Consider the following 22,019-nt stretch of genomic DNA (forward strand, 5'->3'; position numbering starts at 1 on the left):
ATTCGGGTGCGCATGGCACAGACCCTCCCCCCGCCGCGCCTTGAGTGTCAAGTGGGTGGGACGGGGGTCTCAGTATTCGGACGTAGCGGATGGTGGACAACGGCCTCCGGGACGGCCGCCCCGCCGTGCCGTACGGGCAGGCCGGAGCCGGTGAGGACGACCGTGCGGCCCTCGTCCGCCGGAGCCGGAACGGGGTACTCCCCCAGGGTGAGGGCGCGCCGCAGGCGGCGTTCGTCCAGCGGCCCGGAGAAGGCCGCTCCCTGGCCGTGGGTGCACCCCATCGAGCGCAATGCCACCACCTGCTCGGGCAGGTCCACCCCGTCGGCGACGGACTGCATGCCCAGATCGGCGGCGATCCGCAGCAACCCGGCGGTGATCTTGTGCTGCCGGGCGGACTCCACGACTCCGTCGACCAGCGCGCGGTCCAGCCGCAGGACGTCCACCGGGAGCCGACGCAGGGCGGTCATCGCGGCCCAGCCGCTGCCGAACCCGTCCAGCGCGATCCGTACCCCCAGTCGGCGCAGTGCCACCAGGCGCCGCTCCAAGTCCTCCAGCGGGAGCCGCGGATCGCCGCCCGACAGCTCCAGGACCAGCGACCCGGACGGCAGGCCGTGCCGGGCGAGGAGGGTCTCCACGCTCTGGGGCGGCAGCGAGCGGTCCAGCAGCCGCCGCGCGGAGAGCCGTACGGTCACGGGCACGGGCAGCCCGGCCCGGTGCCGGTGCGCGGCCTGCTCGACGGCCTGCTCCAACTGCCAGCGGCCCAGTTCGGCGGCGCGCTCGCCCTCCTCGGTGAGCCGGCCGCGCTCACCGACGCGCAGGAATTCCGCGGGGTGAACAGGATGCCCTGGGCCGAGCGCCAGCGGGGCTGCGCGGCGACCGCCGTGACCCGGCCGCTGACCAGCTCCACGACCGGCTGGTGCAGCAGCGTGAACTCGCCGTCGTGCAGCGCCGTACGGAGCCTGGCGGCCAGGTCCGCGCGGTGCACCACGTCGTCCTGCATCTGCGGGGCGTACAGCTCCACCCGTCCCTTGCCCGCCTGTTTGGCCCGGTACATGGCCAGGTCGGCGTTGCGCAGCAGGGTGGCGGGCGTTATCCCCGGCACGGCGAAGGCGACGCCGATGCTGGCCGCGACCCGTACGTCGCGGCCGTCGATCCGGTAGGGGTCGGAGAGCCGGATGCGCAGTCGGTCGGCGACCTCCTGGATACGGCGCTCGCGGGCGGCGTGGTCGCGGGTGCCGTCGCCCATGATGAGCGCGGCGAACTCGTCCCCGCCCAGCCGTGCCGGGGTGTCCCCGGACCGTACGGACTCGGCGAGCCGGCGGGCGGCCTGGATCAGCAGTTCGTCACCCGCCTGGTGCCCGATGGTGTCGTTGACCTGCTTGAAGCCGTCCAGGTCGATGTAGAGCACGGCCGTGCCGTGGTCGGAGGCCCGGCGGCCGGTGAGGGCCTGGCTGACCCGCTCGGTGAACAGCGCCCGGTTGGGCAGGTCGGTGAGGGCGTCGTGCGAGGCGTTGTGCTGCAACTGTGCCTGGAGGCGGACCCGCTCGGTGACGTCCCGCGAGTTGAAGATCAGCCCGCCGTGATGGCGGTTGACCGTGGACTCCACGTTGAGCCACTTCTCGCCGTCCACCTCGGTGCCGCAGCGGTGCCCGCCCGCGCGGAACCGGCATTCGATGCGGGTGGTCGGTTCCTCCTCGGGCGGGGCGGCGAGGAATCTGCGGACCTCGTGCACCACCCGTCCCAGGTCCTCCGGATGGATGAGGGAGGCCAGCTCGGAGCCGACCAGTTCCTCCGCGTCCCGTCCGTAGACCCCGGCCGCGGCGGGGCTGACATAGCGCAGTATCCCCGTCGGCGCGGCAATCATGATCACATCGCTGGAGCCCTGCACCAGGGAGCGGAAGTGGTTCTCCTTCTGCGCCAGCTCCTGGGTGAGGGTGATGTTGTCGAGCAGCATGATGCCCTGGCGTACGACCAGGGCCAGCACGACCGTGCAGCCCGTGAAGAGCACCACCCGGTCGATACGGCGGCCGTCGAGCACGTTGTAGAGGATGCCGAGCGTGCAGACCGCGGCGGCGAGATAGGGCGTGAGCGCCGCCAGCGAGCCCGCGATGGGCCTGCTGCCGGGCTGCGGCACGGCACGCGCGGCCGGCTGCCGGGGCTGCTCATCGGCGGTGTCCTCCATGCTGCGCCGGGCCACCCATGGCGCGTACGCCAGGAGCATCGACCCGGCGAACCAGCCGGCGTCCAGGATCTGGCCGGAGCGGTAGTGCTCGCGCAGCAGCGGGGAGCTGAACAGCGCGTCGCACAGCACGGTCAGCGCCAGGGCCGCGATGGCGGTGTTGATCGCCGAGCGGTTGGCCGAGGAGCGCTTGAAGTGCAGCGCCAGCACCATGCTCACCAGCACGATGTCCAGCAGCGGATAGGCCAGGGCCAGGGCGCCCTGCGGCACGCTCTGGCCCTGGAAGTGGGCGGTGTGCGCCAGCGCCAGGCTCCAGGAGAGCGTGAGCAGCGAGCCGCCGATCAGCCAGGCGTCCAGCCCCAGGCACACCCAGCCGGCCCTGGTCACGGGCCGCTTGGCGAGCACCAGGAGTCCCACGATGGCGGGCGGTGCGAAGAGCAGGAAGCAGAAGTCCGCCAGCGAGGGGTTGGGCACCGGCCGGCCCAGCACGACCTCGTACCAGCCCCATACGCCGTTGCCGACGCCCGCCATCGCGGAGGAGGCCGCGAACAGCAGCCAGGCCGGTCGAAAGCGGCCGTGGTGCCTGCGGGCGTACAGGAAGCAGGAGACGGCCGCGGTCAGGGCGGCCAGGCTCAGCCCGAAGTCGCCCATGAACAGGGCGAGCCGGGTGGAGCCCCAGCCGAACGCGGCGCCGATGGCGTAGCCGCCGCAGATGACGGCGAGGGCGATCTGGGGCAGTGCGCCGCCCGGTGCGCCGGCCCTGACCGACGGCCGGGTGAGCACCGCGCCCGTGGCGCTCACCGCACTCCTCCCGGGATCACCGCGCGACATCGTCGTGGTCGGCGCCTCCATGGCTCCGGAGGTGCTCCTCCGGGAGATCGCCATGTGCGCGTCTCGTGAATCGTCCATTGGCCGTACATCGCCCGTCGCCCCCCTTGAGTTCCGGTCTTCCGCACCGCGCCGTGTCGCTCCGACGCCGTCCCCGATCGGGACGATACACCAGACTCGTCACTCAGGGACATAGTCTTTCTACGGAGCGTAACTACCGGCGGAAATGCGGGTACCCGCCGCAGCCATACGCATCCGTAGCGCTACCGGCCGTCGTGCCGACCGGCCGTCGCGACCACGTTCCGCAGCGGCTGCCCGGCCGCGAACCGCGTCAATTGGTCCCTCAAAAGGCGCTCCGCCCGTGGCAGGAAGGCTGAACTGGGACCACCGACGTGCGGAGTGACGAGCACGCCGGGAGCGTGCCACAACGGATGAGTGGAAGGCAGCGGTTCCGGATCGGTGACATCCAGTGCTGCCCTCAGCCGCCCGGACTGCAGTTCGGTGAGCAGGGCCCCGGTGTCGACGACCGCCCCGCGGGCGACGTTCACCAGGAGCGCGCCGTCCTTCATCCGCGCCAGGAAATCGGCTCCCACCAGGCCACGAGTGGCGTCCGTGAGCGGCGTGGCGATGATCACGACGTCGGCGTCGGGGAGCCGGGCGGGCAGTTCGGCGAGTGGAAGCACAGGGCCGCGCACGGACTCACGAGCCGCGCGCGCAATGCGCACCACCCGCGCACACTCGAAAGGCGTGAGCCGGTCCTCGATGGCACTGCCGATCGAACCGTAACCCACGATGAGCACCGACTTGTCGGCGAGCGCCGGCCGGAACTGCGGGCGCCACTCCCCCGCGTCCTGGGCGCGCACGAACTCCGGCACCCCCGCAGCGAGGCGAGGATCAAGGTCAGCGCGAGCTCGGCGGTGCTGGCGTCATGGAGCCCCCGGGCGTTGCACAACTGGGCCCCGTGAGGCAGTTGGGGCAGTGCGGGCATCATGTGCTCCACGCCGGCGGTCAGCGTCTGGACGACCCGTACGGAGGTCATCTCCGGCAGCGGACGTACGGAAATCTCCGGGCTCTTCATGTACGGAACGACGTAGAAGGCGCAGTCGGCAGGGTCGGCCGGGTACTCCGGTTCCGCATCCCAGTGAACGTAGTTGAACCCCTCCGGAAGGCCGTCGATCCCGGCCGCCGGGAGGGGGAGCCATACGTCGTTCGCAGTCGTGCGCGCGCCTGTGGATGCCATGGTCAGAGGCTATGCGAAGAGGTTCGCCCCTCAGACGTTAGTTTGGTCTGGCCCTTGATCGGGGGCGAGGGGACGGAGGCACGGCCAGGTGGAGCGCAGGACAATCGGTGCGGCAGCCCTCGAAGTGGGTGCTATCGGACTCGGCTGTATGCCGATGAGCTGGGGATACACCGAATCGCAGCGCAGCGGGGAAAGCTCGCTGCGGACCGTGCACACCGCGCTCGACCGGGGCTGCACCCTGCTGGACACCGCCGACATGTACGGCCCGTTCACCAACGAGCTGCTGGTGGGGCGGGCGCTGAAGAAACGCCGCTCCGAGGCGTTCGTCTCGACCAAGGTCGGGCTCCTGGTGGGCGACCAGCACATCGTCGCCAACGGCCGGCCGGGCTATGTGAAGCGGGCCTGCGACGCGTCCCTGCGGCGGCTCCAGACCGACCACATCGACCTCTACCAACTGCACCGCCCCGACCCCGAGGTACCGATCGAGGAGACCTGGGGCGCCATGGCGGAGCTGGTGGCGGCGGGGAAGGTGCGGGCGCTGGGGCTGTGCGCCGTGGGGGCGCGCGCGGGGCGGCGGCGGGGCGCACGGCTGCACGACCTCACCCTGCGCCAACTGGAACGCGTCCAGCAGGTGTTCCCCGTCAGCAGCGTGGAGGCCGAACTGTCGGTGTGGTCCCCGGAGGCACTGGACGCGCTGCTGCCGTGGTGCACCTCACGCGGCGTGGGCTTCCTGGCGGCCATGCCGTTGGGCAACGGCTTCCTCACCGGGACGCTCACACCTGGGCAGGGCTTCGAACCGGCTGACATACGGGCGCGCCACCCGCGTTTCACCGCGGAGATGATGGCCGCCAACCAGCCGGTCGTGGCGGGGCTGCGGCGGGTGGGCGCGCGGTACGGCGCGACGCCCGGCCAGGTCGCGCTGGCGTGGGTACTGGCGCAGGGGCCGCACGTGGTGCCCGTACCGGGGACGAAGAAGGAACGCTGGGCCGCGCAGAACGCCAAGGCGGCCGACCTGGTGCTCGACCGCCGGGACCTGGCGGAGATCGCGGCGCTGCCGCGGGCGCGGGAGTCGTGGGACTGACCGCCGTGGGATCTTCCGCCGTGGGAACTTCCGCCGTGCGCCGGGAACCCGTGATCGGCCGGAGGCTGCCGAAGACGACCGGCCTCGCGCGGGCACCCGTACGTCCCGGCAGCGGCACCCGTACGTATCGGCAGCGGCACCCGTAGGTCCCGGCGGTGTGGTACCGCATGTGATGTCGTTGTCACCGTCGTTCCCGTCGTACGCCGTTCCCGCCGTTCCCGTGGCTGCCGCCGTTCCCGCCGTTTCCGCCCTGCCGACGAGAGGACCCTCTGCCGTGCAACACCGCTCCACGACCGCCGCGCTGGCCGTCGCCGCCCTGCTCCTGGCCGCGGGGTGCTCCTCCGGCGGCTCCGGACCGGGGGATTCCGGCGCCTCCGCCTCCCCTTCCGCCCAGGGCCACGCCGGCGGCACCGCGCCTTCCGCCCCCGCCACCGGCCGCCCCTCCCCCTCCGCGCCGCCCGCCAAGGGGTCGGTGAAGGTGGTGCGCACACTCACCACCGGCCTGAAATCACCCTGGGGCCTGGCCCCGCTGCCCGGCGGCGACCTCCTGGTCTCCTCGCGGGACACCGGGAAGCTCCTGCGGATCTCGGCGGACGGCGGGAAGCAGACGGAAGTGGGCTCCGTGCCGGGGGTGGCGCCGGGTGGCGAAGGCGGACTGCTGGGCATCGCGGTGTCCCCGTCGTTCGGCACGGACCATCTGGTGTACGCGTACTTCACCACCGAGTCGGACAACCGCATCGCCCGCATGATCTACGACGACCGCAAGCCCCGCGGTGCTCAACTGGGCGCTCCGGACACCGTGTTCAAGGGCATCCCCAAGGGCCAGATCCACAACGGCGGCCGGATCGCCTTCGGCCCGGACAAGATGCTGTACGTGGGGACCGGCGAGACCGGCGAGAGGGGCCTGGCCCAGGACAAGAAGTCGCCGGCCGGCAAGATCCTGCGGATGACGCCGGACGGCGAACCGGCGCACGGAAACCCCGAGGGCGACTCGGTGGTGTACTCCTACGGCCACCGCAACGTCCAGGGGCTGGCCTGGGGGCCGGACAAGCGGCTGTGGGCCTCGGAGTTCGGGCAGGACACCTGGGACGAACTCAACCTGATCGGCCCGGGGAAGAACTACGGCTGGCCCGAGGTGGAGGGCAGGGCGGCGGATGGCGGCTCGTCCTTCGTCGACCCCGTCGCCCAGTGGAAGACCGCGGACGCCTCCCCCAGCGGCATCGCGTACGCCAAGGGTTCGGTCTGGATGGCGGGGCTGCGCGGCGAACGGCTGTGGCGCATCCCCGTCGGCACCCCGGCCGCGGGGCCCGGCGGCGACGTGAAGCCGGTGGCCGCACCGCAGGACTTCCTCAAGGGCGCGTACGGGCGGCTGCGTACGGTCGTGGCGACCGATGACGGGACCGGGCTGTGGCTGGTCACCAGCAACACCGACGGCCGCGGCACGCCGGGCAAGGACGACGACCGCGTCCTGCTGCTGAAGGTGACCTGACCGGCCTCCCGCCGCCCGGCCGCGGGAACAATCCCGGGCGGACACCCGTTCCCCAGGTGTCCGCCCGCGCTCACGGCGGGGCGGGCGTCACGGCACAGCAGGGCAGGGCATGACCTCGCCGAAAGGGGGCCGGATGTTCAACCTCGTGGAGGAGCTGTTCTCCCCGGGCCGGGGGCACACCGAGGAGGAGCGGCAGCGGATGACGCTGGTCGTCGACGACACCGGTGACTCCGACCCCGGCAAGGGCCCGATAGACCTCTCCTCCGGCAAGGTCCTGGTCAGACCGGCCGACCCCGGCGCCCACGCCGCGCCACACGACCCGGACGACCCGCACAGCCCGGACGATCCGGGCGCCCCGGACGACCCGGGCGACCCGCACGAGTAGCCCGTCGGCCGTCCGGCCCGCCCGGGGCGCACCACCCTCGGCAGCCCGTCCGGTCCGTCTCGTCCCTGCGCGGCAGCCGGTCCGGTCCGCCCGTCCCCTCAGACCACCACGCCCGGTTCCGTCTCGCTGAACAGCCGCAGCCGGTGCGCCAGCGCCCCGGCCTCGCCGCGGCCCGAAACCCCCAGCTTGGCCAGGATGTTGGAGACGTGGACGCTGGCCGTCTTGGGGGAGATGAACAGCTCGTCGGCTATCTGGCGGTTGCTGCGGCCCGCCGCGACCAGCCGCAGGACGTCCCGTTCGCGCGGTGTCAGCCCCAGCGTCCGCGCCGGCTCCCCGGCCCGCTCGGCGCCGTCCGGGCCCGACCGGCCCGCCCCTGCCGCACCAGCCGCACCCGTCGCACCGTCCGCCGTCGGGAGCACCACTCTGGCGCGCTGGGCCAGGAGGGCGATCCCGTCCTCCAGCGGGCGGGCCCCCAGGGACCGGGCGGCGGCGTACGCCTGGGCCAGCAGCAGCGGCACCGCCTCGCGCGGCGTACGGCCCTCCAGGCCCTGCGTCGCGCGCTCACCGTGGTGCAGCAGCGACTCCGCCCACCGGTAGCAGGCCCAGGCCAGCTCGTACGGCCGCTCCAGCGGCTCGAAGGCGGCCACCGCCTCGGCCCAGCGGTCCGGCGCCTCCTGGTCGGCGGCGCGCAGCAGCTCCGCCTCCACGGCGCGGGCGTACGCCTCCCACACCGGCGCCGACCGCGCCGTGCCCTTGGCGGTCTCCCGGATGCGGGCCAGCGCCACCGTCCGGCCCGGCCCGGCCACCGGCAGCCCGCGGGCCTCGGATTCGGCGGACGCCGCCGACCACAGCAGGGGCCAGACGTAGCGCTGGGTGCCCGGCGGGAAGCCGGCTTCCCGGGCCTGCTGGAGCGTGTCGCGCACGTCCAGGATGCGCCCCCGGGCCGCGGCGGTCTCCAGGGTGAAGCGCGCGATGGGGATCGTGTGCTGCGGCTGCGGGTCGTGGGTGCCGTTGTTCTCCCGGTAGACGGCCAGTTCCCGTTCGGCCTCGGCCAGCTCGCCGCGCCGTACGGCCAGGTCGACGAGCCGGTTGGCGGCCAGCGCCAGCGTCCGCCCGCCCATGGCCCGCTTGCGGGCCTCCAGCGCCGCCGCGTGTGCCTCCTCCCAGCGGCCCAGCGACTGCAACGACTGCGAGAGGTTGGCGTTCATCCAGCTCGTACTGCCCTTCAGGCCGTAGTGCAGGGTGTGCCCCACGCCGCGCTCCGCGACCGCCACCGCCTCCCGGGAGCGGCCCACGCCCTCCAGGGCTGAGGCGTAGTTGATGTGGCCGCGGGAGACGACGGAGAAGAAGCCGCGGTCCACGGCCCGCTCCAGCGCCGCGCACATCTCGGCCAGCCCGCTGTCCACCTCTCCGGAGTCGATCCGCAGTCCCGCCAGCGTCACCCTGGAGCTCAGCTCTGCCTCCTCGTCGCCGACGAGCCGGGCCAGCTCCACGGCGCGCTCGGCGGTGGGGAAGCTGTCCGGTCCCGGTTCGTGGAGCACCGCCCAGCTCGCGGCCTGGGCGAGCACGGCCGCGTGCACCGAGGACGGCGGCAGCCCGCGTACCAGCTCCTGGGCGCGGCCCAGTTCGGCCCAGCCGTCGCCGCGGCCGGTGCTCTGGGCGAGCCGGGAGCACTGGAGCAGGAACCAGGCCGTGCGCAGCGGGTCGTGGCCGTCGTCCAGTTGGCGCAGGGCGCGCTTGGCGACCGTGAAGGCCCGTTCGTTGTCGCCGGCCAGCCGCGCGGCCACCACGATCTCGGCGAGCAGGTCCATGAAGTGCAGCGCGTCGTCGTCACAGCCGCACGAGGGGTATGCCTCCGCGTAGTCCATCGGGCGGACCGTCTGGCGGACGTCCTTGGGCACGTCGTCCCACAGCTCCAGCGCCCGTTCCAGCAGGCCGAGCTTTTCGGCGTAGGCGTGGCGCCGGCGGGCCTGGACCGAGGCGGCCAGGACGGCCGGCAGCGCCTTGGCGGGGTCGTGGGCGTGGTACCAGTAGCTGGCCAGGCGGGTGGCGTGGACGTCGGACCGTACGAGTGAGGGGTCGGCCTCCAGGGCCTGGGCGTAGCGGCGGTTGAGGCGGGTGCGCTCACCGGGCAGCAGGTCGTCCCCGATGGCCTCGCGCACCAGTGCGTGCCGGAAGCGGTAGCCCGTGCCGTCCTGGCTGGGGACCAGCAGGTTGGAGCCGACGGCGGCGCGCAGTGCCTCGATGAGGTCGTCCTCGGGCAGCCCGCAGACGGCGGCGAGCAGTTCGTGTTCGACCGTCGAGCCGCCCTCGGCGGCGGTGCGCACCACCCGCTGGGCGTTCTCCGGCAGCGCCTCGACCCGTACGAGCAGCAGGTCGCGCAGCGGGTCGCTCAGGCCGGGCAGGGCGCAGTCCTCGATGCCGCGGGCCAGCTCCTCGACGAAGAAGGCGTTGCCTTCGGAGCGCTCGAAGACCCGGTCGACCAGCGACTCTTCGGGATCGGCGCCCTGGATGCCGGCGATCTGGGAGCGGACCTCGGCACGGTTGAAGCGGGCCAGCTCCACCCTGCGGACCGTACGCATCCGGTCGATCTCGGCGAGGAAGGGGCGCAGCGGGTGCCGGCGGTGGATGTCGTCGGAGCGGTAGGTGGCGACCAGGAGGACGCGCGCGTCGTGCAGGGCGCGCAGCAGGTAGGCGAACAGCTCCCGGGTGGAGCGGTCGGCCCAGTGGAGGTCCTCGATGACGACGAGGAGGGTGCGGCGGGCGGCGAGGCGCTCCAGGAGGCGCGCGGTCAGCTCGAAGAGGCGGGCGCGGCCGTGCTCGTCCTCCCGCGCCTCGCCCGCGGTCTCGCCCAGCTCGGGCAGGATACGGGCCAGTTCGCCTTCCTGGCCCGCGACGGCCGCGGCGACCTCCTCGCCCAACTGCCCGTTGAGGGTGTGCAGGATCGCGGAGAAGGGGGCGAAGGGCAGTCCCTCGGAGCCGATCTCGATGCAGCCGCCGAGTGCGACGACCACGTCCTCGCCGCGGGCGGATTCCACGAACTCCTCGATGAGACGCGTCTTGCCGACGCCCGCTTCACCGCCGACGAGCAGCGCCTGCGGTTCGCTCGACGCGGTGACGTCGGCGAGCGCGGCATCGAGGATGCCGAGTTCGCCGGCGCGGCCGACGAATACTGGACTGACGGTTCTGGTCTCCACGCCGCTGAGCATGGCACAGGGGTACGACAGTCCGGCAGTGGACTTGATCACGCGGGACAGCACGCCCGGCTCCGGTGCTCAGGCGGCGGCGCGGTAGGCCCGCGCGTCCCGGCTCCGTCCGCTCCTCACCTGCCCTTCGGGTTCGCCCTGTCCGGTACGGGCCCGCTGCTCGCCGTACTGCCCCCGGACGGCTTCACGGGCCAGCCGGTAGGCGTCGGCCTCGCGGCGCAGTTCCTCGTGACGGATCCGCTGCTCCAGCTCGAAGTAGTACATTCCGGCACTCCCTTGGCGAGGCGGTGGCGGTGTCTCCGCCGTGGTGTCCGCCGTTCGCCGATGTGCCTCCAGCTTCGTCGCCAAGGGGTCCCGGCCACATCGGGCGGCTTCCCGATCTCTGCGTCCTAGGGGTCCTTAGGAGCCCTGCCGGCCGGTCTTAGAGGGGCCGGGAAACACGCCGGCGGGCCTTAGTCAGGGGCGGAGGTCATGCCGTACGGCCTCGGAGAAGACCGTAGCGGCGGCGGTTTGCCTAAGAACCGGGCCGTCCGCTCTTAGGGAGGGCGGGCAGGCTCGCGAACAGGTCGAAGTACATGCCCGCGGAGACCAGGATCCCCAGTACGCCCAGGGCGAGGCCGCCCCAGGCGACGGCCTTGGCCCAGGTCGCGCGCGGACGGCTCAGTGCCACCGCCGACACGATCACGGCCAGCAGCGCGAAGGCGCCGTTGACCAGGGCGGTGGTGTGCCAGGGCGTGCCGTAGAGCGTGGCGATCTGGTCGCCGGCCCGGCCCGTCTGGACCTTGATCTGACCGACCAGCGTCGCGCGCTGCGTCAGGATCGTGCCCGCCCAGGTGCCGGTCAGCGAGGCCAGTCCCAGGGCCGCGCCGACGACGGCCGCGGCCCCGGCGGCGATGCCGGTGGCTCCTTCGGCGGGGGTGGCCGGTGCGGGCGCGGTGGCCGGTGCGGGCGCGGTCTCCTCGGGGCCTTCCGATTCCGCGTTGCCTTCGGTCTCTTCGCTCCCGGTGGTCACGATCTCGTCACCGGTGAGCGTTTCGTCACGTTTATCGGTATTGGTCGTTGCCATGGCCGCGACCGTAGGCGCCGCGTCTGAGAGTCGTATGAGAGCCGCGGTACGGACGGCCGCGGTACGGACACGGACGGCCGGACCGCGGACGGCCGCCGTACGGGCCCGATGCCCGGCCCGTACGTACGGTCTCGCCGCTACCCGCGCTTGGAGGTGATCCGGAAGGTGGCCAGCCTCTTGCCCGAGCCGCTGTGGTTGGCCCCCACCACGTCACCGCTCGCCGAGCGCAGGGCCCCGTCGGCGGCACAGGAGTACTTCGTGATGTCCGGGCGGGCCTCCATCGTTCCGGCGAGCGCGGTCCACCGGCGGACCACTTCCGTACGCGGATCGCCCTTGGCGGCGCTGGTGTCCATCTCGTGCCCCGTGCCGTCTTTGACCACGAGGTGGTACTGAGTGCGTTTCTCGACCTTGGCGCTGCCCTTCTGCACCGGCGCGTGCAGCGGCGCGTAGACCAGCTTGTAGTCGCTTCCCATCAGGTAGGACTCGCGGGAGCCGCAGACGGGCGGCGTGGCGGATGCCGCGGCGGACGGGGCGGGCGCGGAGGACGCGGGAAGGGCGCTGCCCATCAGAAGTACGGTGACCGCGGCGGCCACGGCTCCGGCGCTGCGTCGCATGGAACCATCCCTTTCGTCAGGTATGTGTCGGACGCCCAGGGGCATGCCCGGCCACCGCCGGTGCACTTCTTCAGCCCGCGGAGTTCGCCCTGACGAGGGACATCATGGGACCGGAGTGACGCATGTGGGGGTTGTGGCCCGACGTACGGCACCCGCGCTCAGAGCCGTACGAGTGACCGCGCGTCCTTGCGCCCGTCTCCCCGTCCGTCTCCCGGCCCGTCCGCCGCTCCGTCCCGCTGAGCGGGCAGAACGGCGGCCACCGCGCACTCGGGGGGTTCGATGCTGATCCTCGGCAGCCGGCGGTCCAGCCACCGCGGCAGCCACCAGTTCGCCCCGCCCAGCAGGTGCATCAGTGCGGGCACCAGCAGCGTACGGAGGACGAAGGCGTCCAGCGCGACGGCAGCCGCCAGCCCGATCCCGAACATCGCGATGATCCGGTCACCGCTGAGGACGAAGGCCGAGAAGACCGCGATCATGATGACGGCCGCGGAGTTGATGACCCGGCTGGTCTCGGCCAGCCCGACCCGTACCGCCCGCCGGTTGTCGCCGGTCTGCCGCCACTCCTCGTACATCCGGCTGACCAGGAAGACCTGGTAGTCCATGGAGAGCCCGAAGAGCACCGAGACCATGATCACCGGCAGGAAGGGTTCGATGGGACCCGCGCTGCCCAGCCCCATCGGTTCGCTGCCCCACCCCCATTGGAAGACCGCGACCACGATCCCGAAGGAGGAGGTGACGGCGGCGATGTTCATCGCGGCGGCCTTCAGGGGTATGCCGATGCTGCGGAACGCCAGCAGGAGCAGCACGCTGCCCAGGCCGATGACGACGCCCACGAAGAGCGGCAGCTTTCCGACGATCACGGACGCGAAGTCGTCGTAGCTGGCGGTGACACCGCCGACGTGCACCCGCATGGCCGGGGCGCCCGCGGCCTTCGGCAGCACGTCATCGCGGAGCCGTTCCACCAGGTCGGAGGTCTGGCGGGACTGCGGGGCGGTGGTCGGCACGACCGTGATCACGCCCGTACTGCCGCTGCCGTTGAACTCCGGGCCGCTCACCCGCGCCACCCCGGCCGTGGCCCGCAGTTGGCCGGGCAGCTTGTCGAAGGCGAGCCGGCCCTGGGCGCCGTCCAGGTCGCCGACCAGGGTCAGCGGCCCGTTGGAGCCCGGGCCGAAGCCCTGGCCCATCAGGTCGTACGCCTTGCGGGTGGTGGCGGTGGCGGGGTTGTTGCCCTGGTCGGAGGTGCCCAGGTGGAGGGAGAGGGTGGGCAGCGCCAGGACGAGCATCAGCGCGGCGGCGGCCAGCCCCAGCAGCTTGGGGTGCCGCTCGACGAATCCGGACCAGCGGGCTGCGAAGCCGGCGGGCTCCTCGGCGCACGGGCCCTGGGCGGCCAGCCGGCGGCGTTCGCGCCGGCTCAGGGCCCGCATACCGATGACGCCGAGCAGCGCGGGCAGCAGGGTGACCGAGGCGGCCACGGTCAGCACGACGGTCAGCGAGGCGGCGACGGCGACACCGTTGAGGAAGCTCAGGCGCAGGATGAGCATGCCGAGCAGGGCGATGCAGACGGTGGCTCCGGCGAAGATCACGGCGCGTCCGGAGACGTTGACCGCCCGCTGCGCCGCCTCCTGGACCGACAGGCCCGCCCGCAGGCCCTTGCGGTGCCGGGTGAGGATGAACAGCGCGTAGTCGATGCCGACGCCGAGGCCGATGAGCATGCCGAGCATGGGTGCGAAGTCCGCGACGGTCATCACATGGCTCAGCAGGATGATGCCCGAGGAGGCGGCGCCGACGCCGACCACCGCCGTGATGATCGGCAGGAAGGTGGCGATCAGCGACCCGAAGGCCAGGAAGAGGACGACGGCCGCCGCGCACAGGCCGATGATCTCGGCGAGCTGCGATCGGGGGGCCTCGGTCAGCGCCACGCCGGCGCCGCCGAGCTCGACCTCGAGCCCCTGGCCGGCCGCTGCTCTGGCGGTCTGAACGACCTTGTCGACCTGCGCGGCGTCCAGCTTCTCGACCGGGGCGTCGAAGGAGAGGGTGGCGTAGGCGGTGCGCCCGTCCTCGCTGATCTGCCGCTCGCCCCTGGGCTCGTACGGGCTCTGTACGGAGCCGACGCCCGGCAGTCCGGCGACCTTCTCCAGCGTGCGGGTCATCGTCTTCTGTACGGCACCCGCGCGCACGCTCGCGGAGCCGGTGTGCCAGACGATGGTGTCGCTGTCCCCGGCCCGGCCGGGGAACGCCTGGTCCAGCAAGGTGCTCGCCCGCCCCGATTCGGTCCCGGGGACCTGGTAGTCCTCGGAGTACGCGGAGCCGGTGGCACCGGCGGCAGCCGCCACGCCCGCGAGGACCGCGAGCCACAACATGATCACCACGATGCGGCGCCGGAGGCACCACCGGGTCAGAGCGGTCATGGAGTTCTTCGTCTGCTTCCCGGGTCATGCGTCGATAACTCCCGGGTCTACGGGTGGTGCCGAACGCGAAGCGGAAGGAACGGGGGCGGTGCGGGCCCGTCGCCTGCCGACGAAGGAGCGCCGGGTTCCGCACCTCTCGAAGAGTGACAGCTTAAAAAGATCCTTTGACCTCTTTGTGGACTTCCCCACACAGAGACCGTTAAGCGGAACTCGGCCCGTGATCAACTTTTTTGCCGCTTTCCGGCAACCGGTGCGTCACCCGGGCCGGGAGTCCACGACGCCGGCCGTGCCGGTCGCGGGGCCGGCTGCGGCAGTGGCCGCCGGCTGCGCGATCCCTTGACAAGGGGATTGGTCTGAACCATTTTGTGGGGCGAGCACCGGTGGCCACCGTCTCGCGCACTTCTCCCTGTGTTCCCCCCTTCGCACCGGAGATAGTTATGCCACGCACAGCGCGCACCAGGCGCCCCGGACGCACCACCGGATCCTGTCGCCCCAGACGTCTGCTGAGCACGGCCCTGGCGGCCGTCGCCGCCGTCGGACTGACCGCCACGGGAGTCCAGGCCGACGCGAACGCCAGCACCGATGCCGTCGCCAACACCGATGCCGTCGCCAACACCGATGCCGGCGTCAACGCCGACGTCAATGTCGTCAAGAACGCCGGTTACGAGAACGGGCTGAGCGGCTGGACCTGCTCGCAGGACAGCGGCACCGTCGTCGACAGCCCCGTGCACAGCGGGTCGGGGGCTCTGAAGGCCACCCCGACCGGGTCGGACCACGCCAAGTGCACGCAGGTGGTGGCGGTCAGGCCCAACTCGACGTACAAAGTGAGCGGTTACGTCCAGGGGTCGTACGTCTATCTGGGGGCCAGTGGGACCGGGACCACCGACGTCTCCACCTGGACCGCCGGCGCCACCACCTGGCAGCAGCTCAGCACCAGCTTCACCACCGGTCCCTCCACCACCTCCGTCACCGTCTACACCCACGGCTGGTATGGGCAGTCCGCCTACTACGCCGATGACATCAGCGTCTTCGGGCCGGACGCCGGAGGCGGCGACCCCGGCCCCGGGATACCCGCGACCCCCACCGGCCTGACCGTCGGCGCGGTGACCGCCTCCTCCGTGGCCCTGTCCTGGAACCCCGTCAAGGGCGCGACCGGCTACACCGTCTACCGCGACGGCACCAAGGCGCAGACGGTGAGCGGGGCTTCGGCGACCGTGACCGGGCTGGCGCCGGCGACCTCGTACCGCTTCCAGGTGACGGCGGTCAACGCGGCGGGCGAGTCCGGCAGATCGGCCGAGGTGACCGCGACCACGTCCGCCCCGGGCGGCGGCGACCCCACCGTCCCCAAGCACGCGGTCACCGGCTACTGGCAGAACTTCAACAACGGGGCGACCGTCCAGAAGATCAGTGACGTGCCGGACCAGTACGACATCGTCGCGGTCGCCTTCGCCGACGCCACCACCACGCCCGGCGCGGTCACCTTCAACCTCGACTCGGCGGGCCTGAACGGCTACACCGTCGCCCAGTTCAAGGCCGACATCAAGGCGAAGCAGGCGGCCGGGAAGTCGGTGGTCATCTCGGTCGGCGGCGAGAAGGGCACCGTCTCCGTCAACGACGCGGCCTCCGCCGCGAACTTCGCGGACAGCGTGTACGCCCTCATGCGGGAGTACGGCTTCAACGGTGTGGACATCGACCTGGAGAACGGTCTGAACCCCACCTACATGACGCAGGCCCTGCGGTCGCTGTCCCAGAAGGCGGGCAGCAAGCTCGTCATCACCATGGCTCCGCAGACCATCGACATGCAGTCGACCTCCGGCGGCTACTTCAAGACCGCGCTGAACATCAAGGACATCCTCACCGTCGTTAACACGCAGTACTACAACAGCGGCGCGATGAACGGCTGCGACGGCAAGGTCTACTCCCAGGGCTCGGTGGACTTCCTGACCGCGCTGGCCTGCGTCCAGCTCGAAGGCGGCCTGGACCCCTCGCAGGTCGGTCTGGGCGTGCCCGCCTCCCCGCGCGGCGCGGGCAGCGGGTACGTACCGCCGAGCACCGTCAACGCCGCCCTGGACTGCCTCACCAAGGGGACGGGCTGCGGCTCCTTCAAGCCCGCGAAGACCTACCCGGGGCTGCGCGGCGCGATGACTTGGTCCACGAACTGGGACGCGGCGAGCGGCAACGCCTGGTCCAGCGCGGTCGGACCGCACGTCCACGGCCTGCCGTAACGCCGTTACAGACGCGCGGCGCCCGGTCGGCCGTACGGATACGTACGTACGGCCGACCGGGCGGCCTCCCCGGCGTGTGGCCCGCGCTACGGCAGTTCGGTCAGCGCCGGTGCCAGCTCCCGAAGTTGGTCGATCCCCAGCCCCCGGTCCGCGGCGATGGGCTGTACGGCCACATGGTCGGCCCCCGCGTCGTGGTGCTCCTGGATCCGTCGGCGTACGGTGTCCACGTCACCCCACACCACGATCGCGTCCACCAGCCGGTCGCTGCCGCCGCCCGCGAAGTCCTCGTCGCCGAAGCCCAGTCGGCGCAGGCTGTTCACGTAGTTGGGCAGGGCCAGATAGAAGCCCAGGTGGTGCTCGCGGATGAGCGTGCGCGCCGTGGTCGGGTCGCTCTCCAGCAGCACCGCCTGCTCGGGCGCCAGCAGCGGACCGGCGCCGAGGATCTCTCGGGCGCGCTCCGTGTGCTCCGGCGTGACGAAGTACGTGTGCGCCCCCGTCGCCCGGGTCGCGGAGAGCTCCAGCATCTTCGGGCCGAGCGCGGCCAGTACGCGGGCCGGCGGCCGAGCCGCCGCGGGCCCCTCGTAACCGGCCGCGTCCATGCTGTCGAGGTAGGTGCGCATCATGGCCAACGGCTTGGCGTAGGCGTGCCCGCGCACGTCGACCTGCGGGGCGTGGCTGGCGCCGAGGCCGAGCAGGAACCTGTCCTCGTACGCCTCGGCCAGGGTCTGCGCCGCCGCGTTCGTGGCGGACGCGTCCCGGCCCCAGATGTTGGCGATGCCCGTGGCGATCGTCAGCCGCCGGGTCGCGGCGAGCAGCAGCCCCGCGTGGGTGAACGCCTCCTTGGTGGCGTGCCCTTCACCGAACCACAGGGCGCCGTACCCCAGACGCTCGATCTCCGTCACCGCCTGCCGCGCGGCCTGGGCCGGTATCCGTCCCAGCCCGCCGTGCCAGACGCCGACCCGGCCGATCCGCGCCGCGTAGGCCCGCCCGTCCGTGCCGTAAGAGGGATTGTTGCCCTGCTGCATCGTTCCTCCACTGTGCCATGTGCTGATGTGCCAACTGCCTGGTTTGCCTGGACTATCTGGATTGCCTGGATGAGAGGTCGCTGTCGCTGCTGCCGGCACCGCACGGACGGCGGCCCGGCATGATCCCCAACGTATCCCGCGACGGATTCCATGCCCACGGCGAACCGACGCCGGCCGGCCTGCTGCCTCCACGGAAAGCGGCACCTCGGCCCCGAGCCCGCACAGCGAAGGGGCGGCACACCGCAACGGTGTGCCGCCCCTTCACGCCTCCCCCGGGACGTACCGCATACCGCGCACGCCCCGGAGCAGTGGGTGTCAGCCCTCGACGCCCAGGCGCTGAAGGATCAGTTCGCGTACCCGGGCCGCGTCGGCCTGGCCGCGGGTGGCCTTCATGACGGCGCCGACCAGCGCGCCGGCCGCCGCGACCTTGCCGCCGCGGATCTTGTCGGCGATGGCCGCGTTGCCCGCGATGGCCTCGTCCACGGCCGCGCCCAGCGCGCCCTCGTCCGAGACGACCTTCAGGCCGCGCGCCTCGACGACGGCGTCCGGGTCGCCCTCGCCCGCGAGCACGCCCTCGATGACCTGGCGCGCCAGCTTGTCGTTGAGCGAGCCCTCGGCCACCAGCGCCGCCACCCGGGCCACCTGGGCCGGGGTGATCGCCAGGGCGGCCAGGTCCACGCCGTCCTCGTTGGCGCGGCGGGCCAGTTCGCCCATCCACCACTTGCGGGCGGAGGCGGCGTCCGCGCCCGCCTCGGTCGTGGCGACGATCAGGTCGACCACGCCCGCGTTGAGGATGGACTGCATGTCGTGCGCCGAGACGCCCCACTCCTCGCGCAGCCGGTTACGGCGTACGCGGGGCAGCTCGGGCAGACCGGCGCGCAGCTCCTCGACCCACTCGCGGGAGGGGGCGACGGGGACCAGGTCCGGCTCGGGGAAGTAGCGGTAGTCCTCCGCCTCCTCCTTGACCCGGCCGGGCGTGGTGGTGCCGTCGTCCTCGTGGAAGTGACGGGTCTCCTGCACGATCGTGCCGCCGGAGGACAGCACGGCCGCGTGCCGCTGGATCTCGAAGCGGGCGGCGCGCTCCACCGACCGCAGCGAGTTGACGTTCTTCGTCTCCGAGCGGGTGCCGAACTTCTCGGTGCCCCGGGGGCGCAGCGAGAGGTTGACGTCGCAGCGCATCTGGCCCATCTCCATGCGGGCCTCGGAGACGCCCAGCGCCTTGATCAGCTCGCGCAGCTCCGCGACGTACGCCTTGGCGACCTCCGGGGCCCGCTCGCCCGCGCCCTCGATCGGCTTGGTGACGATCTCGATGAGCGGGATGCCGGCGCGGTTGTAGTCCAGGAGGGAGTGCGAGGCACCGTGGATACGGCCCGTGGCGCCGCCCACGTGCGTGGACTTGCCGGTGTCCTCCTCCATGTGGGCGCGCTCGATCTGTACGCGGAAGACCTCCCCGTCCTCCAGTTGTACGTCGAGGTAGCCGTCGAAGGCGATCGGCTCGTCGTACTGGGAGGTCTGGAAGTTCTTCGGCATGTCCGGATAAAAGTAGTTCTTCCGGGCGAAGCGGCACCACTCGGCGATGGTGCAGTTCAGCGCCAGGCCGATCTTGACGGCGGACTCGACGCCGACCGCGTTGACGACCGGCAGCGAGCCGGGCATACCGAGGCAGGTGGGGCAGGTCTGCGAGTTGGGCTCGGCGCCCAGGGTGGTGGAGCACCCGCAGAACATCTTGGTCTTGGTGCCGAGTTCGACGTGGACCTCAAGACCCATCACGGGGTCGTACGTGGCCAACGCGTCCTCGTAGGACACCAGTTCAGTGACGGTCACGGAAAACTTACCCTCTCAGTCCCGCTCAGTCCGCGAGGATGTCGTCGTCGTTGAGCCGGCGCAGATCGCGGACCAGCAGCGCGACTCCGGTGACGATGGCGGCGGCGGAGACGACGGCGTCCAGGAGCTGGAGCGTGTCCTGCTCACCCCTGGCCTTCTTCGCCTGCTTGATGACGCTCACCGCACCGAACAGCGTGGTGCCGATGGACAGATACGTTCCGGGCTTGGACTTCTTGAAGCCCTTGGCCTTGGCAAGCTTTCCACTCACAGGGACGGTGCCTCCTCAAGCAGCGGGTGGCCCCAGCGGGCGGTGAACGCGGCCTCGACCGCGGCACCGACCTTGTAGAGCCGGTCGTCGGCCATGGCGGGGGCGATGATCTGCAGACCCACCGGCAGCCCGTCCTCGGGGGCCAGTCCGCAAGGCAGCGACATGGCCGCGTTGCCCGCCAGGTTCGTGGGGATGGTGCACAGGTCGGCGAGGTACATCGCCATCGGGTCGTCGGCGCGCTCGCCGATCGGGAAGGCGGTGGTGGGCGTGGTCGGCGAGATGAGCACGTCGACCTGCTCGAAGGCCTTCTCGAAATCCCGGGTGATCAGGGTCCGCACCTTCTGCGCGGAGCCGTAGTAGGCGTCGTAGTAGCCGGAGCTGAGCGCGTACGTACCGAGCATGACGCGGCGCTTGACCTCGGGGCCGAAACCGGCCTCACGGGTCAGGGCGGTGACCTCCTCGGCGGACTTCGTGCCGTCGTCGCCGACCCGCAGGCCGTAGCGCATGGCGTCGAAGCGGGCCAGGTTGGAGGAGCACTCGGACGGCGCGATCAGGTAGTACGCGGCGAGCGCCATGTCGAAGGACGGGCAGGAGATGTCCACGATCTCCGCGCCGAGCTCACGCAGCAGCTCCACGGACTCGTTGAAGCGCTGCATCACGCCGGCCTGGTAGCCCTCGCCGGAGAACTCCTTGACGACGCCGATGCGCATGCCCTTGACGTCGCCGTTGCGGGCCGCCTCGACGACCGGCGGGACCGGCGCGTCGATGGAGGTGGAGTCCAGCTCGTCGTGGCCGGCGATGACCTCGTGCAGCAGCGCCGCGTCCAGGACCGTACGAGCACAGGGGCCGCCCTGGTCCAGGGAGGAGGAGAAGGCGACCATGCCGTAGCGGGAGACCGCGCCGTAGGTGGGCTTGACGCCGACGGTGCCGGTGACGGCGGCGGGCTGGCGGATGGAGCCGCCGGTGTCCGTGCCGATGGCCAGCGGGGCTTCGTAGGCGGCCAGCGCGGCGGAGGAGCCGCCGCCGGAGCCGCCCGGGATGCGGGTCAGGTCCCAGGGGTTGCCGGTCGGGCCGTACGCGCTGTTCTCGGTGGAGGACCCCATGGCGAACTCGTCCATGTTGGTCTTGCCGAGGATGACGACGTCGGCGGCCTTGAGTTTCTTGGTCAGCGTCGCGTCGTAGGGCGGGATCCAGCCTTCGAGGATCTTGGAGCCGACGGTGGTCGGGATGCCCTCGGTGGTGAAGATGTCCTTGAGCGCCAGCGGGACGCCGGCCAGCGGGCCGAGCTTCTCGCCGCGCGCCCGCTTCTCGTCCACGGCGCGGGCCTGGGCGAGCGCGCCCTCGCGGTCGACGTGGAGGAAGGCGTTGACCTTCTCGTCCACGGCCTCGATACGGGCCAGGTGCGCCTCGGTCACCTCGACGGCCGTGACCTCGCCGGCGGCGATCTTCGCGGCGATCTCGGCGGCGGTGAGCTTGATCAGGTCTGCCATGGCGGTCACTCCTCCCCCAGGATCTGCGGCACCTTGAAACGCTGCTGCTCCTGGGCGGGGGCGCCGGAGAGCGCCTGCTCGGGAGTCAGCGACGGACGGACCTCGTCCGGCCGCATGACATTGGTCAGCGGCAGCGGGTGGGAGGTCGGCGGTACGTCTTGGTCGGCGACTTCGGAGACGCGGGCGACCGCGCCGATGATGTCGTCGAGCTGGTCGGCGAAGTGGTCGAGCTCTTCGTCCTTCAGCTCAAGACGTGCCAGCCGGGCGAGGTGGGCGACCTCCTCGCGCGTGATGCCAGGCATGCGGCGATCCTCGGGGTGAGTGACTTGATGGTGATCGGGTCGTGGTCGTGTGGATGTCGTGTGTATGCGGGGCCAATCCTATGGCGTACGTACGACCGCCCGCGAAACGCTTTCGCCGACGGCCCGCACACAGGGCCGCCGCGGCGTTGGTGGCGGCGTCCTGGCACCCTCCGTCCCGCTGCCCGCCGCGGCGCCGGGCGGGTGCCGTACGAGGCGCCGCCGGGCCGCCGGAACGCCAGAACGCCGCCGCGCCGGGCGCCGTCCCGCTGCCGGGCCGTCCTCTGCCGCGCCGGCCTGACTCCGGGTCCGGGACGGCGTGGTCCTCCGGTCCCGTACGGCGTGGTCCCGGGGCCGGCGCGGTGCGGCTCCCGGGCCGGGTACGACGCGGT

The 22,019-nt window shown here is 72.0% G+C and carries 14 protein-coding genes and 2 pseudogenes; 4 read left to right on the top strand and 12 right to left on the bottom strand.

Annotated elements, in window-relative coordinates:
* Positions 1 to 47: 47 nt before the first annotated feature.
* Both KGS77_RS09580 and KGS77_RS09585 read right to left on the bottom strand, forming a co-directional pair.
* A pseudogene (locus KGS77_RS09580) lies at positions 48 to 2,980 on the bottom strand (EAL domain-containing protein).
* Between the two features lie 290 nt (positions 2,981 to 3,270).
* Positions 3,271 to 4,247: pseudogene (locus KGS77_RS09585) on the bottom strand (2-hydroxyacid dehydrogenase).
* A gap of 88 nt (positions 4,248 to 4,335) precedes the next feature.
* Between KGS77_RS09585 and KGS77_RS09590 the strand changes: the two are divergent.
* The 3 genes from KGS77_RS09590 (at position 4,336) to KGS77_RS09600 (ending at position 7,202) form a co-directional block, all read left to right on the top strand.
* Entirely contained in the window at positions 4,336 to 5,328 is a 993-nt protein-coding gene (locus KGS77_RS09590) for an aldo/keto reductase (RefSeq protein WP_242580261.1), read from the top strand.
* A 274-nt stretch (positions 5,329 to 5,602) separates the two neighbouring features.
* Complete coding sequence (locus KGS77_RS09595) at positions 5,603 to 6,817, top strand: PQQ-dependent sugar dehydrogenase (protein ID WP_242580263.1); 1,215 nt, start codon at positions 5,603 to 5,605, stop codon at positions 6,815 to 6,817.
* 109 nt (positions 6,818 to 6,926) lie between these two features.
* Positions 6,927 to 7,202 (top strand): DUF6191 domain-containing protein, encoded by a 276-nt coding sequence (locus tag KGS77_RS09600; protein WP_347404462.1) that lies wholly within the window; start codon positions 6,927 to 6,929, stop codon positions 7,200 to 7,202.
* Positions 7,203 to 7,300: 98 nt separating this feature from the next.
* Here the strand turns inward: KGS77_RS09600 and KGS77_RS09605 are convergent, their stop codons facing one another.
* From KGS77_RS09605 to KGS77_RS09625, 5 genes are all read right to left on the bottom strand, one after another.
* Positions 7,301 to 10,411 (bottom strand): helix-turn-helix transcriptional regulator, encoded by a 3,111-nt coding sequence (locus KGS77_RS09605; RefSeq protein WP_242587382.1) that lies wholly within the window; start codon positions 10,409 to 10,411, stop codon positions 7,301 to 7,303.
* 66 nt (positions 10,412 to 10,477) lie between these two features.
* Entirely contained in the window at positions 10,478 to 10,672 is a 195-nt protein-coding gene (locus tag KGS77_RS09610; RefSeq protein ID WP_242580265.1) for a hypothetical protein, read from the bottom strand.
* Between the two features lie 250 nt (positions 10,673 to 10,922).
* Positions 10,923 to 11,474: a hypothetical protein gene (locus KGS77_RS09615; RefSeq protein ID WP_242580266.1), complete on the bottom strand. Its 552-nt coding sequence runs from the start codon at positions 11,472 to 11,474 to the stop codon at positions 10,923 to 10,925.
* Positions 11,475 to 11,611: 137 nt separating this feature from the next.
* Entirely contained in the window at positions 11,612 to 12,088 is a 477-nt protein-coding gene (locus KGS77_RS09620; protein WP_242580267.1) for a hypothetical protein, read from the bottom strand.
* A gap of 158 nt (positions 12,089 to 12,246) precedes the next feature.
* Positions 12,247 to 14,496, bottom strand: coding sequence for an MMPL family transporter (locus KGS77_RS09625; protein ID WP_242580268.1), 2,250 nt, complete (start codon positions 14,494 to 14,496; stop codon positions 12,247 to 12,249).
* A 437-nt stretch (positions 14,497 to 14,933) separates the two neighbouring features.
* Here KGS77_RS09625 and KGS77_RS09630 point away from each other — a divergent pair, with 437 nt between their 5' ends.
* Positions 14,934 to 16,721 (top strand): glycoside hydrolase family 18 protein, encoded by a 1,788-nt coding sequence (locus tag KGS77_RS09630; RefSeq protein WP_242580269.1) that lies wholly within the window; start codon positions 14,934 to 14,936, stop codon positions 16,719 to 16,721.
* An 86-nt stretch (positions 16,722 to 16,807) separates the two neighbouring features.
* On the opposite strand, the gene KGS77_RS09635 is transcribed toward KGS77_RS09630, so the two are convergent.
* The 5 genes from KGS77_RS09635 to gatC form a co-directional block, all read right to left on the bottom strand.
* Entirely contained in the window at positions 16,808 to 17,746 is a 939-nt protein-coding gene (locus KGS77_RS09635) for an LLM class F420-dependent oxidoreductase (RefSeq protein ID WP_242580270.1), read from the bottom strand.
* Between the two features lie 315 nt (positions 17,747 to 18,061).
* Positions 18,062 to 19,570 (bottom strand): Asp-tRNA(Asn)/Glu-tRNA(Gln) amidotransferase subunit GatB, encoded by a 1,509-nt coding sequence (gene gatB / locus KGS77_RS09640; protein ID WP_277994209.1) that lies wholly within the window; start codon positions 19,568 to 19,570, stop codon positions 18,062 to 18,064.
* 25 nt (positions 19,571 to 19,595) lie between these two features.
* Positions 19,596 to 19,838, bottom strand: a complete 243-nt coding sequence (locus KGS77_RS09645) for a hypothetical protein (RefSeq protein ID WP_242580272.1) — start codon at positions 19,836 to 19,838, stop codon at positions 19,596 to 19,598.
* Entirely contained in the window at positions 19,835 to 21,328 is a 1,494-nt protein-coding gene (gene gatA, locus KGS77_RS09650) for an Asp-tRNA(Asn)/Glu-tRNA(Gln) amidotransferase subunit GatA (protein ID WP_242580274.1), read from the bottom strand. The genes KGS77_RS09645 and gatA overlap by 4 nt, the downstream gene beginning before the upstream one ends.
* A 5-nt stretch (positions 21,329 to 21,333) precedes the next feature.
* Positions 21,334 to 21,630 carry an Asp-tRNA(Asn)/Glu-tRNA(Gln) amidotransferase subunit GatC gene (gatC, locus tag KGS77_RS09655; RefSeq protein ID WP_242580276.1) on the bottom strand — a complete coding sequence of 99 codons (297 nt, stop codon included), beginning with the start codon at positions 21,628 to 21,630 and terminating at the stop codon, positions 21,334 to 21,336.
* Positions 21,631 to 22,019: the final 389 nt, after the last annotated feature.

It is taken from the genome of Streptomyces sp. MST-110588, assembly GCF_022695595.1.
Classification (GTDB): Bacteria; Actinomycetota; Actinomycetes; order Streptomycetales; family Streptomycetaceae; genus Streptomyces.

Excerpts from the sequence above, each read along its gene's own strand:
- KGS77_RS09620 (WP_242580267.1), bottom strand. The coding sequence starts at position 12,088 with ATGCGACGCAGCGCCGGAGCCGTGGCCGCCGCGGTCACCGTACTTCTG.
- gatA (WP_242580274.1), bottom strand. The coding sequence starts at position 21,328 with ATGGCAGACCTGATCAAGCTCACCGCCGCCGAGATCGCCGCGAAGATC.
- KGS77_RS09610 (WP_242580265.1), bottom strand. The coding sequence starts at position 10,672 with ATGTACTACTTCGAGCTGGAGCAGCGGATCCGTCACGAGGAACTGCGC.
- KGS77_RS09625 (WP_242580268.1), bottom strand. The coding sequence starts at position 14,496 with ATGACCGCTCTGACCCGGTGGTGCCTCCGGCGCCGCATCGTGGTGATC.
- KGS77_RS09635 (WP_242580270.1), bottom strand. The coding sequence starts at position 17,746 with ATGCAGCAGGGCAACAATCCCTCTTACGGCACGGACGGGCGGGCCTAC.
- KGS77_RS09605 (WP_242587382.1), bottom strand. The coding sequence starts at position 10,411 with ATGCTCAGCGGCGTGGAGACCAGAACCGTCAGTCCAGTATTCGTCGGC.
- KGS77_RS09630 (WP_242580269.1), top strand. The coding sequence starts at position 14,934 with ATGCCACGCACAGCGCGCACCAGGCGCCCCGGACGCACCACCGGATCC.
- KGS77_RS09615 (WP_242580266.1), bottom strand. The coding sequence starts at position 11,474 with ATGGCAACGACCAATACCGATAAACGTGACGAAACGCTCACCGGTGAC.
- KGS77_RS09600 (WP_347404462.1), top strand. The coding sequence starts at position 6,927 with ATGACCTCGCCGAAAGGGGGCCGGATGTTCAACCTCGTGGAGGAGCTG.
- gatC (WP_242580276.1), bottom strand. The coding sequence starts at position 21,630 with ATGCCTGGCATCACGCGCGAGGAGGTCGCCCACCTCGCCCGGCTGGCA.